Genomic DNA, 13,597 nt, shown 5'->3' with positions numbered 1-13,597 from the left:
CTGCAAGCACTGCCGCAGGTGGTTGTCTGCGCATCCGCAGATGTTCAAGGAGTAGACATGAACGACCAATTGCAAACCATCGGCCGTACAGGCTACGGCTACGACGTCTCGCAAGAACAGCGCCAGCGGGTCATGCGCAATACCTACTGGTTGCTGGCATTGAGCCTGCTGCCTACGGTGCTGGGCGCCTGGATCGGCGTGCAGACCGGCATTACCCAGTCACTGCGCGGTGGCATGGGCATGATCGTCTTCCTGGTGGGGGCCTTCGGCTTCATGTTCGCGATCCAGAAGACCAAGAATTCCGCCGCCGGCGTTCCCGTGCTGCTGGCCTTCACCTTCTTCATGGGCCTGATGCTGTCGCGCCTGATCGCGATGGTGCTGGGCTTCAAGAACGGGTCGGAGTTGATCATGACCGCGTTTGGCGGCACGGCCGGCGTGTTCTTCGTGATGGCCAGCCTGGCTAGCGTGATCAAGCGTGATCTCTCTGGTATGGGCAAGTGGCTGTTCGTCGGCGTGCTGGTGCTGCTGGCGGGATCGGTGATCAATCTTTTCGTGGGCTCTTCGGCCGGCATGCTGGCCATGTCGGTGGCGGCGATTGGCATCTTCAGTGCCTACATGCTGTACGACCTGAAGCAGATCCTCGACGGCGGCGAGACCAACTACATCAGCGCCACGCTGTCGCTCTACCTCGATCTGTTCAATGTGTTCCAGAGCCTGCTTGCCCTGCTCGGCATCTTTGGCGGCGAGCGCGACTGACGCCCACATCCACGGGCTGCTGCGGCAGCCTGATGACCAAGGCCCTGCGGGGCCTTTTTCTTTGGGTCGGGGGGCTCCGCAGGCCTCCAGTTGGCAAGCCTGCTGCCGATAATCTGGAAGAGTCCATTCCCGACAAAGCCGTTTGCCCCAGCCCATGCCGATCCGACTGCTGTGCCTTGCCCTTCTCGCCTTGCTGGCGGGCTGCGATGTCCCCGGCCTGGGGCCCGACCCCCGCATTGCCCAACGCGAGGCCGATGCCCGGGCCATAGGCGGCGCCTGCCGCTATGCCTTGCGCGGCATAGAGGACTGCTACAACCTGAACCCCAAGGCCACCAAGGCTGCAGTGTTCGCGGGCTGGAAGGACATGGACCAGTACATGCGCGACAACAAGATTGCCGGCCAGGCCTCGGTTATTGGCCCGACGACGGCCAGCGCGGAGGCCGACCCTGAAGCCGGCATCGACAAGACGACGGAGAAGCTGCTGTCCACCCCGCCGCGCCCGCGCCAGGCTGGGCGCGCCGCCGCCCTGTGACATGGCCCGGGCTAGGCCGGCTGCTCCACCAGATCGAACACCGCCATGCTCTCCACATGCGCCGTGTGGGGGAACATGTTGACGGCCCCGGCCGCCGTGCAGCGATAGCCGGCCTGGTGCACCAGCAAGCCCGCATCCCGCGCCAGGGTGGCGGGATTGCAGCTGACATAGACGATGCGGCGCGGCGGCTGCCAGGCGGCGACCGCCGCCGGGTCGGGCAAGGCACCCTGCGGCCAGTCGCCGGACGGCGTCTGGCCCGTGCGCAGCTGATGCAGGTCCACCAGCGCCTTGGCCAATGCAAAAGCGCCTTCACGCGGTGGGTCCACCAGCCATTTTTGCGCGACGCCATCCTGCAGCAGTGCGGCAGGTGTCATCTCGAAAAGATTGCGTGCTACAAATTCAGCAGCACAAAGCCGGCTACCACCCTGGACTTGAGCCACATTTCCTTGATAATTTTCGCGCGAGCGCGCGACCAGCGCCTCGCTGCCTTCAATGCCGAGTACGCTGCCGGCCTGCGTGGCCAGGGGCAAGGTGAAGTTGCCCAGTCCGCAAAACCAGTCGATCACGCGCTCGTCGCGCTGCACATCAAGCAGGCGCAGCGCCCGGCCCACCAGGATGCGGTTGATCTGCGGGTTGACCTGCGTGAAATCGGTGGGCTTGAAGGGCATGAGGATGCCGAACTCGGGCAAGGCATAGCTCAGTGTCGGCACCGCATCGTCCAGCAATCGCACCGTCTCCGGGCCCTTGGATTGCAGCCACCACTGCACGTCGTACTGTGCGGCAAAGGCGCGCAGCCGCTCCAGGTCGGCCGCAGACAGCGGCTCCAGGTGCCGCAGGACCAGCGCCGTGACGCTATCGCCGCAGGCTACCTCGATCTGCGGGCAGGTTTCGCGCGCGTCCATGGTGCCCAGCAAGGCGCGCAAAGGCACCAACATGGCACTCACATGGACCGGCAGCACCTCGCAGCTGGGCATGTCGGCGATATAGCGGCTCTTGCGCTCATGGAAGCCCACCAGCACCGTGCCTTTTTTCTGCACGTAGCGCACGGACAGACGGGCGCGGTAGCGGTAGTGCCAGGCCGGTCCTTCGATCGGCCGCAGCAGCATTTCGGGCCGCACCTTGCCCAGATGCCACAGGTTGTCTTCCAGCACGCGCTGCTTCACGGCCACCTGCGCGCCGGCATGCAGATGCTGCATCTTGCAGCCACCGCAAGACCCGGCATGCAGGCCGAAATGCGGGCAACCCGGGCGCACGCGCTGGGACGACTCGCGGTGGATGGTCGTGAGGTTCGCCTGCTCCCAGTTGTTTTTGCGGCGAAAGCTTTGCGCGCTGACAAGCTCGGTCGGCAATGCACCGTCGATGAACACCACTTTGCCGTCGGCACGGCGGGCAACGCCCTGCGCCTCCAGGTCCAGGGAGTCCACCAGCAAGGCATCGGGAAACAGGGGATCGACCGGGTCACCGGCCAGTTGCGTGTCGCCTGAAGCAACAGAGATTCGTGGAGTCGTGTCAGTCATTTGCCCCGATTGTCTCAGCCCCGGAAACCCCGCTTTTGCGCTGCGCCGAAATGCTGGTGCGCAAATTGCTCCTTTTTCGTTACATCCTTTTACGGGAGACCCTATGCGACCGGATACCGCACCGCGCGCCGCGCAGCCTCTGGCAAACGACGTGTTCCTGCCCTACATGCGCGACGTCTCGCTCTGCGAGCAATCGCTCAAGGAGCTGAACCTGATGTGGCGCATCATCGAGTCCTCGGCCAAGATGAACTGCCCCCAAGAGGCCAAGTCCATCCTGCCGACCATGGCGGCAACGCGCAGCGGCTTCACCAAGCTGGAGCACGAGCTGGTGGAAAGCCTGGTGGAAGAGAAGGTACGCAACGTGATGGCCGGCGTCGGCACCAAGGCGCAATACGTGATCGACATCGTGGTGCGCAATCTCTTCGAGCGCACCGCAGACGTGGGCTTTCTGGCCACCGACCGGGAGCTTTGCAGCTTCGTCGCACAACCGACCGATGACGGCGACATTGCCCGCCTGAGGCTGCGCGAATACCGGGACAAGTACACCGTCTACGACGAAATCATCCTGCTCGACACAGAGGGCAACGTGCTGGTGCAGATCGACCCGGCCACGCCGCTGGAGCACAGCAGCGACCCGCTGGTGGCCGAGACTATCGCCAGCGACACCTATGTGGAGACCTTCCGCCACACCGACCTGCGCCCGACCAAGGAGCGTGCGCTGATCTATTCGCGCCGCATGCACCACCCTGGTACCGGTGCCGTGATCGGCGTGCTGTGCCTGTGCTTCAACTTCGAGCAAGAGATGCAGAGCATCTTCGAATCGCACCGCGACGACGAGAAGCGCTCCAACATGCTGCTGCTCGACGGCTCCGGCCGCGTCATTGCCAGCGCCGATCCGGTGTGGATCCCGACCGGCGCGGTGGTGCCGGTGAACCGCGACGCAGAGCCCAGCCTGATGCTCTACTGCGGGCGCGAATACCTGGTGCGGACCTACGCCTCCGATGGCTACCAGGGCTACCCCGGCCCATCTGGTTGGCAGGGCCAGGTGATGATCCCGGTGGACGTAGCCTTCCACGGCAGCTCCAGCAATGTGCTGGCCGGGCTTGACCCGCTGGTGGCCGAGGGGTTGCTTTCCCACGCCGAGAGCTTCTGCCCACCGCTGCACGACATCATGCAGGCGGCCAAGACCATACAGCGCATCGTCTGGAACGGCCAGGTGATGACCGCAGGCCAGGCCGGCGACATGCAGAAGCTCAAGACCGTGCTCGACCAGATCAGCGAAACCGGCAACCGCAGCAACGCGCTGTTCGCACGCTCGATCCATGACCTCTACCAGACCGTGCTGGCCTCCAGCATGCGCGGGGCAGAGTTCACCTCACACCTCATGGTGGACCTGCTGGACCGCAACCTCTACGAGCGCTCCGACGACTGCCGCTGGTGGGCCCTGACGCCGGAACTGCGCGCCGCCCTGGGCGAGGAACACCCAGACCCGGTGGCGCTGGCACGCATCGGCGAAATCCTGACCTACATCAATGGCCTCTACACCGTCTACACCCGCCTGTTTGTCTATGACCGCCATGGCTGCATCCTGGCGAGCACGGGCAGCGCGGACACGGCCGACGGCACCCCGGTGCTTGGCCGCCACGTAGACGCCGACACACTGCAGCATGTGCTCAACCTGCGCACCTCGCAGGACTACCACGTCAGCGCCTTCAGCACGACGCCACTCTATGAAGGCCGCGATACCTACATCTACCACGCTGCCATCCACCATCTGGACGGCAGCGGCACGGCGGTGGGCGGCATAGGCATCGTGTTCGATGCAGAGCCCGAATTTCACAACATGCTGCGCGCAGGCCTTGCCGGCAAGGCCAACTGCAAGGCCTTCTACCTGAACCGCCAGGGCCGCATCCTGGCCAGCACCGATGAGCACAGGCCCGTAGGCTCCACGCTGGAGGTCGACCCCGACCTGTTGGCCCTGAGCAATGGCCAGAGCCGCTCGCGCATCACGGAAAACGATGGGCAATACGCGATCCTGGCCTGCACGGTGTCCAACGGCTACCGCGAGTTCAAGACCAGCGATGGCTACCGGGAAGACGTGATTGCTGCGGTCTACCACTCCTTCGGCGAGGTGCGCCATGGCAAAGCGCTGGCGCGCAACACGGCGCAGGAAATTGACCAGGAAGGCGTTGCTGCGGACGCCCGCGAGTTCGCCACCTTCTTCTGCCAGGACGCGCTCTACGCGCTGCCCGCAGAGCACGTGCTGGAGGCCGTGCCCTTCTCCGATGTGCGGCTTACGCCCCTCGGCGGCAGCGGCCGCATCGGCATTCTGGGGCTGCAGCGTGCCGACATGCACCAACGCTTCATGTGGGTGTTTGACCTGGTGCAGTTGCTGGGCGGCCAGCCCTCGCGCCCGACAGCGGGCAGCCAGGTGATGGTGGTACGCCACGGCGAGCACACGCTGGGTCTGCTGGTCGACGAACTGCACGCGGTGCCGCAGTTCGACGAGCGCCAGATCATCCGCACGCCGCTGGCCGTGCAAGGCCAATCCATGTTCGCCTCGGAGGTGATCAAGGCCAACCATGGTGATCTGCTGATCCAGGCAGTGAACGTGGAGCGGCTCTTTGCCTGGCTGATCGACGGCAAGTCGCCGGCGCCGCCCCAAGAGATGGAAGGCCTGCAGCTCGCGATGGCGGCCTGAACCCCTCCAGCAGATGCCTGTAGCCGCTGCTGCGGCGGGCAGCTACAGCAGCATATCCCGCACCACGCCATGGCGCGCCAGGTAGCGCCGCAGCTTTTGCAGCGCCTCGTTCTGGATCTGGCGCACACGCTCGCGGGTCAGGCCCAGGCGCTGGCTGAGTGTGTCCAGCGTCTCGGGCTCGCGGTCATGCAGGCCGAAACGGCCATACAGCACCTCGCGTTCGCGCTGGGACAGCGCGTCGATCCATTGGTCCAACAGGCGTTCAACCTCGTGCTCGTGCATGCTGCCGCTGGGATCGGCCGCCGCCTCGTCGCGCACGGTATCGACCAGGGTATAGGCCTCGTCGCTGTGGTCCAGCGACGCGTCGAGCGAACGCGGCGTCTCTGCCATCGCCAGCAGGTCGGCCACCTCGTGCACATCCCGGCCCAGCAAGGCGGCAATGTCCTCCACGCGCGGGCCGTCGGGCCGGCGTGCGGCAAGCTCCGGATCGTTCTCCAGAGCGCGGCGCGCACGCAGCACCTGCTGCAATTCACGCACTACATGCACTGGCAGGCGGATGGTGCGGCCCTGGCTCATCGCCGCGCGTTCCACTGCTTGCCGGATCCACCAGGTGGCATAGGTAGAGAAACGAAAGCCGCGTTCAGGCTCGAACTTGGTGGTGGCGCGCATCAGGCCGAGGTTGCCTTCCTCGATCAGGTCCGCCAGCGGCAGGCCGCGGCCCAGGTAGCCCTTGGCGATGCTGACCACCAGGCGCAGGTTGTGCTCGATCATTGACTGCCGGGCCTCGAAATCGCCAGCACGCGCACGGGTGGCGGTGGCAAATTCCTCTTCGGGCGTGAACAGCTCAGTGCGGCGTACTTCGCGCAGATAGTGCGCCAGGGTATCGCCACCTTCCGGGGAGTCGAGGAACTCCTTGGCGTTCAGCTCTGGTTCGGGCGAGGCTGCTGCATCGTCATGCTCTGTCGTGCCGGGCGCCTTGGCAGCAGGGGCAGCAGCGGGGCGGGAGCGAGGAACGCTGCGCCGCCCCATTCGGTCACCGCGCGGCCAGGTAGCGCGAGGGATCGACCGGCTTGCCCTGCCGGCGGATCTCGAAATGGAGCTTGACCCGCCCCCCTTCGCTGTCGCTATTGCCCATCTCTGCGATCTTCTGGCCACGGCGCACCGTCTGGTCTTCCTTGACCAGCAGGGTCTGGTTATGCGCGTAAGCCGTCAGATAGGTGTTGTTGTGCTTGAGGATGATCAGGTTGCCATAGCCGCGCAGGCCAGCGCCCGCGTAGACCACGCGCCCGTCCGCTGCAGCCAGCACCGGATCACCGGCCTTGCCGCCGATGTCGTAGCCCTTGTTCTTGGCTTCGTCGAAGGTGGCAAGCAGGCTGCCGCTGGCAGGCCAGATGAAGGCGACTTCGTCCTCGCTGGCCGCGCCCGGTGGCGGCGTGACCGGCGCCACCACGCCAGGTGCAGCGGCACCCGGTGCCGGCGTATGGGCCGCGGGTTGCGCCGGCGGCAGCGGTGTACCCGTGACTGGTGCGCCACTGGGCCTGTCCGTCGTCGGGGCTGGCGCGGGAGCCTGGGCCACCTGGGTCGGTGCCGGCGGTATCACGCGCAGCACCTGACCGACCTCGATCAGGTCGGGGTTGTCCAGGCTGTTCCAGCGCACGATGTCGCGCCAGTTCTGGTTGGTCTCCTGCCCGATCTTGCGCACCGTGTCACCGGGCTTGACCGTGTAGTAGCCAGGGCGCCCGGCATTCTCGGCCCCGGGCAGCGGCTTGAGCGGCGCAGCCTCCACCACGGCAGGTGCCTGGGCCGAGCCAGGAGCAAAAGCCCCGGCGCCAAGGCCCCGATCCTCCACCGGCGGGGCGCGACGGGGCTTGTCGGTAGAGCATCCGGCAACCACCGCCGCGATGGCCAGCATGCCCGTTGCCACCCACATCCGTCCGCGCATTCCTAGCATAAGCATCCCTTTAAGCAATCCCCGATTTTAGGGGGACAAAGCGCACGTCTTCCAAGACGCTCTGTTTCAAGCCGTGCCGCGTGTGATCGATCACGACCAGCGCCTGTCGGCCGCCACGCATACCCATGGGCGCGACCAGGCGCCCCCCCAGGGCGAGCTGGGCGCACCAGGCGTCCGGCAGTGCCTCGCCGCCCGCCGCGGCAATGATGCCGGCATAGGGCGCGCCCTTGGCATAGCCCGCCATGCCGTCGCCAAACAGCAAGTGCACGTTGGGCAGGCGAAAGGGCCGCAGATTCTCACGCGCCTTGTCGTGCAGGCCACGCAGCCGCTCGATGCTATAGACCTCGCGCGCCACACGGGCCAGCACGGCCGCCTGGTAGCCGCAGCCGGTACCGATCTCCAGCACACGCCCCAGCCGCCCGTCCTGCACGCCTTCGGCGCCCAGCAGCAACTCGATCATGCGCGCCACCACGCTGGGCTTGGAGATGGTCTGGCCCAGTCCGATCGGCAGGCTGGTGTCTTCGTAGGCCTGGTTCACCAGCCCCGAATCGACAAAACGATGCCGCTCGACAGCGCCCATGGCCTCCAGCACGGCCGGCGAACTCAGACCTTGAGCCGCCAGTTTTTGCAGCATGCGCAGGCGCACGGCGCCGGAGTCCAGGCCCCAGCCCGCAGGCGCTGGTGGTGCAGCCTGATTTTTTAAGTGATTTATGCCATTTACCGAGGCTGGGCGCCGGCTTTCAGCTACTTTTTTTATAGCGATCGCAGGTTTGCTTCCTGGCAACGAAGAGGACGCCAGCCTTGCCGGGAAACGCGGCCGCTCGTTCATGCCGTGGCCCTTGCCGCGTCGGCACCCGAATCGGCAGCCAGCGCACCGTCCAGGCGGGACACCGTCTGCCCCCAGTAGCCCAGGTTGTCGTGGTCGGTCAGATCGACCTTGAGCGGCGTCATGGCCACATGGCCCAGAGCTGTCGCGTGGAAGTCCGTGCCTTCGGCATCGTCCTTGGCCGGGCCGGCATTGCCGATCCAGTACATGGTTTCGCCGCGCGGGCTGTTCTGTGTGATGACTTGCTCGGCCGCATGGCGCCGGCCGAGCCGGCACAGGCGCAGCGGCTTGAGCTCCGACAGCGGTCGGTTCGGGATGTTGACGTTGAGCAACCAAGGCGTCTCGCCAATGAGCTGCTGCGCGATCATCCCGCCGATGATCTCGCGCGCCTTCTGCGCTGCGGCCTCCAGTTCAATCCAGCCCTTCTCGACCTGCGAGAAGGCAATGGACGGCACGCCAAAAAGAAAGCCTTCCATGGCCGCGCCGACCGTGCCGGAGTAGATGGTGTCGTCGCCCATGTTGGCGCCGTTGTTGATGCCGGACACCACCAGATCGGGCCGGTAGCCAAGCAAGCCGGTCAGCGCGATGTGCATGCAGTCGGCCGGGGTCCCGTTGACATAGCGAAAGCCGTTGGCGGCGGTGTGCACATAGAGCGGCGAATGCAGCGTCAGGGCATTGGACTTGGCGCTGTTGTTGTGCTCGGGGGCCACTACCTCGACGTCGGCAATGTCCTGTAGCGCGCGGTGCAGCGCCACAATGCCGGGCGCCTGGAAGCCGTCGTCGTTGGAGATGAGGATTTTCATGGGCAAAACAGGGTGCAACGGATTGTAGGTGGCACGCCGCCTCCATGACGGCGCGTCGCACGAGGGACAAAGGCCTTTTGCCACGCGCTCCTATGATCGCGCGGCCGACCACCCTGAATTGACGGAGACACCCCATGCATGCCTGGCTTTGCGAAGACCCGACGGGCGTTGATGCGCTCGCCTGGAAGGAGCTCCCCACCCCCACGCCCGCCGCGGGCGAGGTGCTGATCGAGATCCGAGCCGCCAGCCTCAATTTCCCTGATCTGCTGATCGTCCAGAACAAGTACCAGATGAAGCCCGCCCTGCCCTTTGTGCCGGGCTCGGAGTTCGCCGGCGTGGTGCGCGCGGTAGGCGATGGCGTGACCCATCTGCGCCCTGGGCAGAGCGTTGCCTGCCTGCAAGGCACCGGCGGCTTCGCAACCCATGTGCTGGCGCAGGCGGCGCAGTGCCTGCCATTGCCTGAGGCCTTCGCCCACGTGGACGCCGCCGCCTTCATCATGACCTACGCAACCTCGCACCATGCCTTGCTCGACCGCGGGCAGTTGCAGCCCGGCGAGACGGTGCTGGTGCTTGGCGCAGCGGGTGGCGTGGGGACGGCAGCCATCCAGATCGCCAAGGCCGCAGGCGCGCGCGTGATCGCGGCAGCGTCGTCGGAAGAGAAATGCGCGCTGTGTCGCAGCCTCGGGGCCGATGCCAGCATCGACTACAGCCAGCAGGACCTGCGTGGCGCGCTCAAGGAACTCACCAGCGGCAAAGGCCCGGACATCGTCTATGACCCTGTCGGCGGTGATCTTGCCGAGCCCGCCTTTCGCTCCATTGCCTGGCGCGGCCGCTATCTGGTCGTGGGTTTTGCTGCAGGGCCGATACCGGCATTGCCGCTGAACCTGCCGCTGCTCAAGGGCGCCTCTATCGTCGGCGTCTTCTGGGGCGGCTTTGCCAAGCAGGAGCCGCAGCGCAATGCAGCCATGATGCAGGAGCTTGCCGGCTGGTACGCGCAGGGCCGGATCAAGCCGGTGATAGACCGCACCCTGCCCATGGGCCGCCTCAAGGAGGCTTATGGCCTGATGGGATCGCGCAGCGTGAAGGGCAAGCTGGTGATGGTCAACGAGTAGGCCGGCCAGGGCCTGCCCTCAGGCGGCCTTTGCTGCCGCCAACCGCTCTTGCAACGCCTCAGGCCGCATGGGACACGCAAAGTAGTAGCCCTGGGCATAGGTGCAATGCAGGTGGCGCAACCGCTGCGCCACCGCCTCGGTTTCCACCCCCTCGGCCAGCACATTCAAGCCCAGACTCAACGCCAGCGAGATGATGCCGCGCACGATGGCCGCGTTGTCGGGGTCATCGATCAGGTCGTGCACAAAGGATTGGTCAATCTTGATCTTGTCGAACTTGATGCGACGCAAGTAGGCAAAGCTCGAATAGCCGGTACCGAAGTCGTCTATCGACAGTTTCACGCCCAGCGCCTTGAGCTGGCGCAGCATGGCAGATACGGCTTCGCCGTCGTGCAGCAACACGCTTTCGGTCAGCTCCAGCTCCAGCTTGTCAGGCGGAATACCCGACGCCACCAGAGCCTCTTCCACCTGCTGCAGCAACACGCCGCGCTGGAACTGGCGCGCCGACAGATTGACCGCCACCATGAGTTCGGTATGGCCAGCATCGTGCAACGCCCGCAATTGCTGGCAAGCCGCCCGCAACACCCAGGCGCCCAGCGACACGATCAGGCCACTGTCCTCAGCCAAGGGAATGAAAACCCCGGGCGGCACGCTGCCATGCTCAGGATCGTCCCAGCGGCACAAGGCCTCGACGCCGATCGTGCGCCCGCTGGAGAGATCCACCAAGGGCTGGTATTCCAGCCGCAGGCCCGAGGTATCCAGGGCATGGCGCAGCGCAGCCTCCAGACGCAGGCGCGCCAGCGCCTCCTCATTCATGGCGCCCGCGGCAAACTGGTAGGACGCACGGCCATTTCGCTTGGCCGCATGCAAGGCCGAATCGGCGCGGCCAAACAGGGTGTCAAAGCTGTCGCCATCACCCGGATACACCGCCACCCCCACAGAGATCGAGATGCTCATGGGCAGGTTGGCCACCGCCAGCGGCTCAGCCACGGCCTCCATCAGCGCCTGCGCGCTATGCGCCGCCTCTGCCGTGCCCTGCACTCCCGGCAACACCACCAGGAATTCATCTCCACCCAGACGCCCTACCAGTGCCAGCGGGCCGGCGGCAGCGGCCAGCCGCTGCCCCACGGTACGCAGGATCTGGTCACCTGCGGCGTGGCCAAGCGAATCATTCAGGGTCTTGAAATGGTCGACATCGATCACCATCAGCGCCAATTGGCTGCCCTGCACCTCGGCGCGGTCGAGCGCGAGCGTGGCGCGCAACGAAGACTGGGCCCGATTGGGCAGGCCGGTGACGATGTCCTGCGTAGAGAGCGTCGCGATCTTCGCCTCTGCCGCCTTGGTTGAACTCAGGTCTGATAACACGGCCACGTAATGGCCGATCTCGCCGCTAGTACGGTCGCGCAGCACCGACAGCGTGAGCCACTGGGGAAATACCTGGCCGCTCTTGCGCCGGTTCCAGACCTCGCCGCTCCAGCGGCCATGGTTCTCCAGCATCTCCCACATCTCACGGCTCTGCGCAGCATCCTGCTGGCCTGCGGCCAGATCGCGCGGATCGAGCCGAAGCGCCTCTTCCTGACTGAAACCTGTGATCTCGCAAAAGGCCGGATTGACCATGACCACACGCAAGTCAGCGTCCGCCATGAGCACGCCATCAGTGCTTTGGTCCAGCATGCGCCCCGCTAGCACCAGCTTGGTGGACGCACTGCGGATCTCCGTGATGTCACGTCGCACCACCAGCAAACAACTGCGTGCGCCGTCTGGAAGAAAGGATGGAACACGAAGCACCTCGAAGTACCGCGGTCCCCGGCGCTCGTCGAACACCATCTCTTCAATCTGCGATGGCGCCCCCTGCTGCCAGGCAAATTCCTCGTGCAGCGCAGCCTTGCGCATGGCATCTGCCGCCGGGTGGCCTTGCTCCGCAAGCTTGAAATTGCTCACGCCCTGGTATTGGTCAAGACCGAAGTGCTGCAGAAATGCCGGATTGGCAAACAGCCAACGGCCATCACCATCCTTGAGGCACACCATGTCCTGCTGGTGATCGAACAGGAATCGCAGCAAGCTCGGATCAAGATCAGCAGCCAGCGCCTGCATGCTGTTGGAGAGCGAGGCTGCGCCCACGCCCGAGGCAAGGGACGGGGGCAATCGATATTCTTCAGGTATCGAGGGCAGCAATTGGCGGCTCATTTCCGGGTCCTTCCATCCGGCAGCGCGAGCTTCGCGGTGCATGAACATGTCGATGTCCGCCGCAGCCCGGACGGTCCGCACGGCAAGTCCTCATCGCACCGGCCACTATACAAACAAGCATGCGCCTCACGCGGCCTCGCCAGAAAATTTATGCGGCGAGGACTGCCGTTCACTTGGGCACATACAGAGCATCACTCACTGGCCGAGCCTTCAGATGCCTTGCCGGGCAGGTTGCCACCCGGTTGCGGCTGCAGCCATTGTTCGGCCACCACTTGGCGAAAGAAGTCACGGTCCATCCATAGCCACAACATGATCGGCGCAAGCGTCGGCAATACGAGCGTGCCGAACTGGTAGCCAAAGCCTATGCTTTCCAGTTGCCATTGGTCGATGCCAAGCGCGGCTGCGCCTCCCGCAGCGGCCATGGCCATCTGCTTGAGCAGATCGAAAACAAGGCTGAAGGCCTGGAACGGCAGCAAGAGCAAATAGCCGACGACGGCGCGTCGCCACAATCCGCGGCTGCGTGCAGCCAGCAACAAGGCCAGGAGGATAGGCAGGCCATACGCATAGTGCGCGGTTTTCGCATCCACCATCAACTCTCCACGCGCGCCGGAGGCCGCTCCCGGCACCCGCACTTCAATGCGGGTGTCCGCCTCGATCAGGCCAGGAGTCAGTCGCACGGTACGAACCCAATATGGCGCCGCCTGCTCAAGCGCGACCTGCGCCAGGAAGCCGACAGGCTGCGAAGTCCAACGTGAGACCGTCATCCACCCGGCGGTCAGCACAAGCAACCATGCGATGGCCGCAAGAAAGAAGCGAGAGAGGCGCGATGTGGTCAACATTGGTGGTCGTCTCTTAAGAAGCTGCATCAGCGGCAGGAGCATGGCATTGAGACCCCGGTATGGGCAAGGCCAATCCGCCGATTGTGGCGCCCCAGACAGGACCAACATGGCCAACAGGCAGCGCAAAGCCCGCGCGCAACAAAACACGCGAACGCCGCAACGTCCCAGAGGGACTGACAAGGAACAAAAGCGGAAGTGGCAGGCCCGGTGGACATTTGCTCCCGTGGCGGGAAGTCCGGACTGCCTTGGCTATCGGATCGACAGCCCTAAACAGGGAAAAATACTGGGGTGGCTGATGGGGTACCACTGACCACTCAAAATCACTTCGCCTTACTAGGTAAGCAACAGGCTGCTACACAGCGCTGTGTGACAACCA

Annotated in this window: 11 protein-coding genes; 4 read left to right on the top strand and 7 right to left on the bottom strand. The window is 65.0% G+C overall.

The window, feature by feature from the left end; all coding sequences use genetic code 11:
- The first annotated feature begins 57 nt into the window (after window positions 1–57).
- Together AAFF27_11080 and AAFF27_11075 are read left to right on the top strand one after the other, a co-directional pair.
- Window positions 58–756: a Bax inhibitor-1/YccA family protein gene (locus tag AAFF27_11080; protein XAH25698.1), complete on the top strand. Its 699-nt coding sequence runs from the start codon at window positions 58–60 to the stop codon at window positions 754–756.
- Window positions 757–910: 154 nt separating this feature from the next.
- Window positions 911–1,288, top strand: coding sequence for a hypothetical protein (locus AAFF27_11075; protein ID XAH25697.1), 378 nt, complete (start codon window positions 911–913; stop codon window positions 1,286–1,288).
- Window positions 1,289–1,299: 11 nt separating this feature from the next.
- Here the strand turns inward: AAFF27_11075 and rlmD are convergent, their stop codons facing one another.
- A complete protein-coding gene (gene rlmD, locus AAFF27_11070) occupies window positions 1,300–2,805 on the bottom strand; it encodes a 23S rRNA (uracil(1939)-C(5))-methyltransferase RlmD (protein XAH25696.1) in 1,506 nt (501 codons plus the stop codon).
- 103 nt (window positions 2,806–2,908) lie between these two features.
- Between rlmD and AAFF27_11065 the strand changes: the two genes are divergently transcribed.
- A complete protein-coding gene (locus AAFF27_11065; protein XAH25695.1) occupies window positions 2,909–5,506 on the top strand; it encodes a chemotaxis protein CheW in 2,598 nt (865 codons plus the stop codon).
- Between the two features lie 42 nt (window positions 5,507–5,548).
- Here the strand turns inward: AAFF27_11065 and rpoS are convergent, their stop codons facing one another.
- Genes rpoS through surE form a run of 4 tightly spaced genes read right to left on the bottom strand, consistent with a single transcriptional unit; the run spans window position 5,549 to window position 9,086 of the window.
- Entirely contained in the window at window positions 5,549–6,535 is a 987-nt protein-coding gene (gene rpoS, locus AAFF27_11060; GenBank protein ID XAH25694.1) for an RNA polymerase sigma factor RpoS, read from the bottom strand.
- A gap of 4 nt (window positions 6,536–6,539) precedes the next feature.
- On the bottom strand, window positions 6,540–7,436 hold the full coding sequence (locus AAFF27_11055; protein XAH25693.1) for a peptidoglycan DD-metalloendopeptidase family protein: 897 nt from the start codon (window positions 7,434–7,436) through the stop codon (window positions 6,540–6,542).
- Between the two features lie 31 nt (window positions 7,437–7,467).
- Entirely contained in the window at window positions 7,468–8,286 is an 819-nt protein-coding gene (locus AAFF27_11050; protein XAH25692.1) for a protein-L-isoaspartate(D-aspartate) O-methyltransferase, read from the bottom strand.
- Entirely contained in the window at window positions 8,283–9,086 is an 804-nt protein-coding gene (gene surE, locus AAFF27_11045) for a 5'/3'-nucleotidase SurE (GenBank protein ID XAH25691.1), read from the bottom strand. The genes AAFF27_11050 and surE overlap by 4 nt, the downstream gene beginning before the upstream one ends.
- A gap of 134 nt (window positions 9,087–9,220) precedes the next feature.
- Between surE and AAFF27_11040 the strand changes: the two genes are divergently transcribed.
- The gene (locus AAFF27_11040; protein ID XAH25690.1) at window positions 9,221–10,198 is read left to right on the top strand and encodes an NADPH:quinone oxidoreductase family protein; all 978 of its coding nucleotides are present in this window, start codon (window positions 9,221–9,223) and stop codon (window positions 10,196–10,198) included.
- 18 nt (window positions 10,199–10,216) lie between these two features.
- Here AAFF27_11040 and AAFF27_11035 read toward each other — a convergent pair whose 3' ends face one another.
- On the bottom strand, window positions 10,217–12,340 hold the full coding sequence (locus AAFF27_11035; protein XAH25689.1) for an EAL domain-containing protein: 2,124 nt from the start codon (window positions 12,338–12,340) through the stop codon (window positions 10,217–10,219).
- A 233-nt stretch (window positions 12,341–12,573) separates the two neighbouring features.
- A complete protein-coding gene (locus AAFF27_11030; GenBank protein XAH25688.1) occupies window positions 12,574–13,263 on the bottom strand; it encodes an exosortase H-associated membrane protein in 690 nt (229 codons plus the stop codon).
- Window positions 13,264–13,597: the final 334 nt, after the last annotated feature.

It is taken from the genome of Xylophilus sp. GW821-FHT01B05 (assembly GCA_038961845.1).
Classification (GTDB): domain Bacteria; phylum Pseudomonadota; class Gammaproteobacteria; order Burkholderiales; family Burkholderiaceae_C; genus Xylophilus.
Note: the sequence above shows the minus strand (reverse complement) of the source record. Positions and strands in the feature narration are given on the sequence as shown.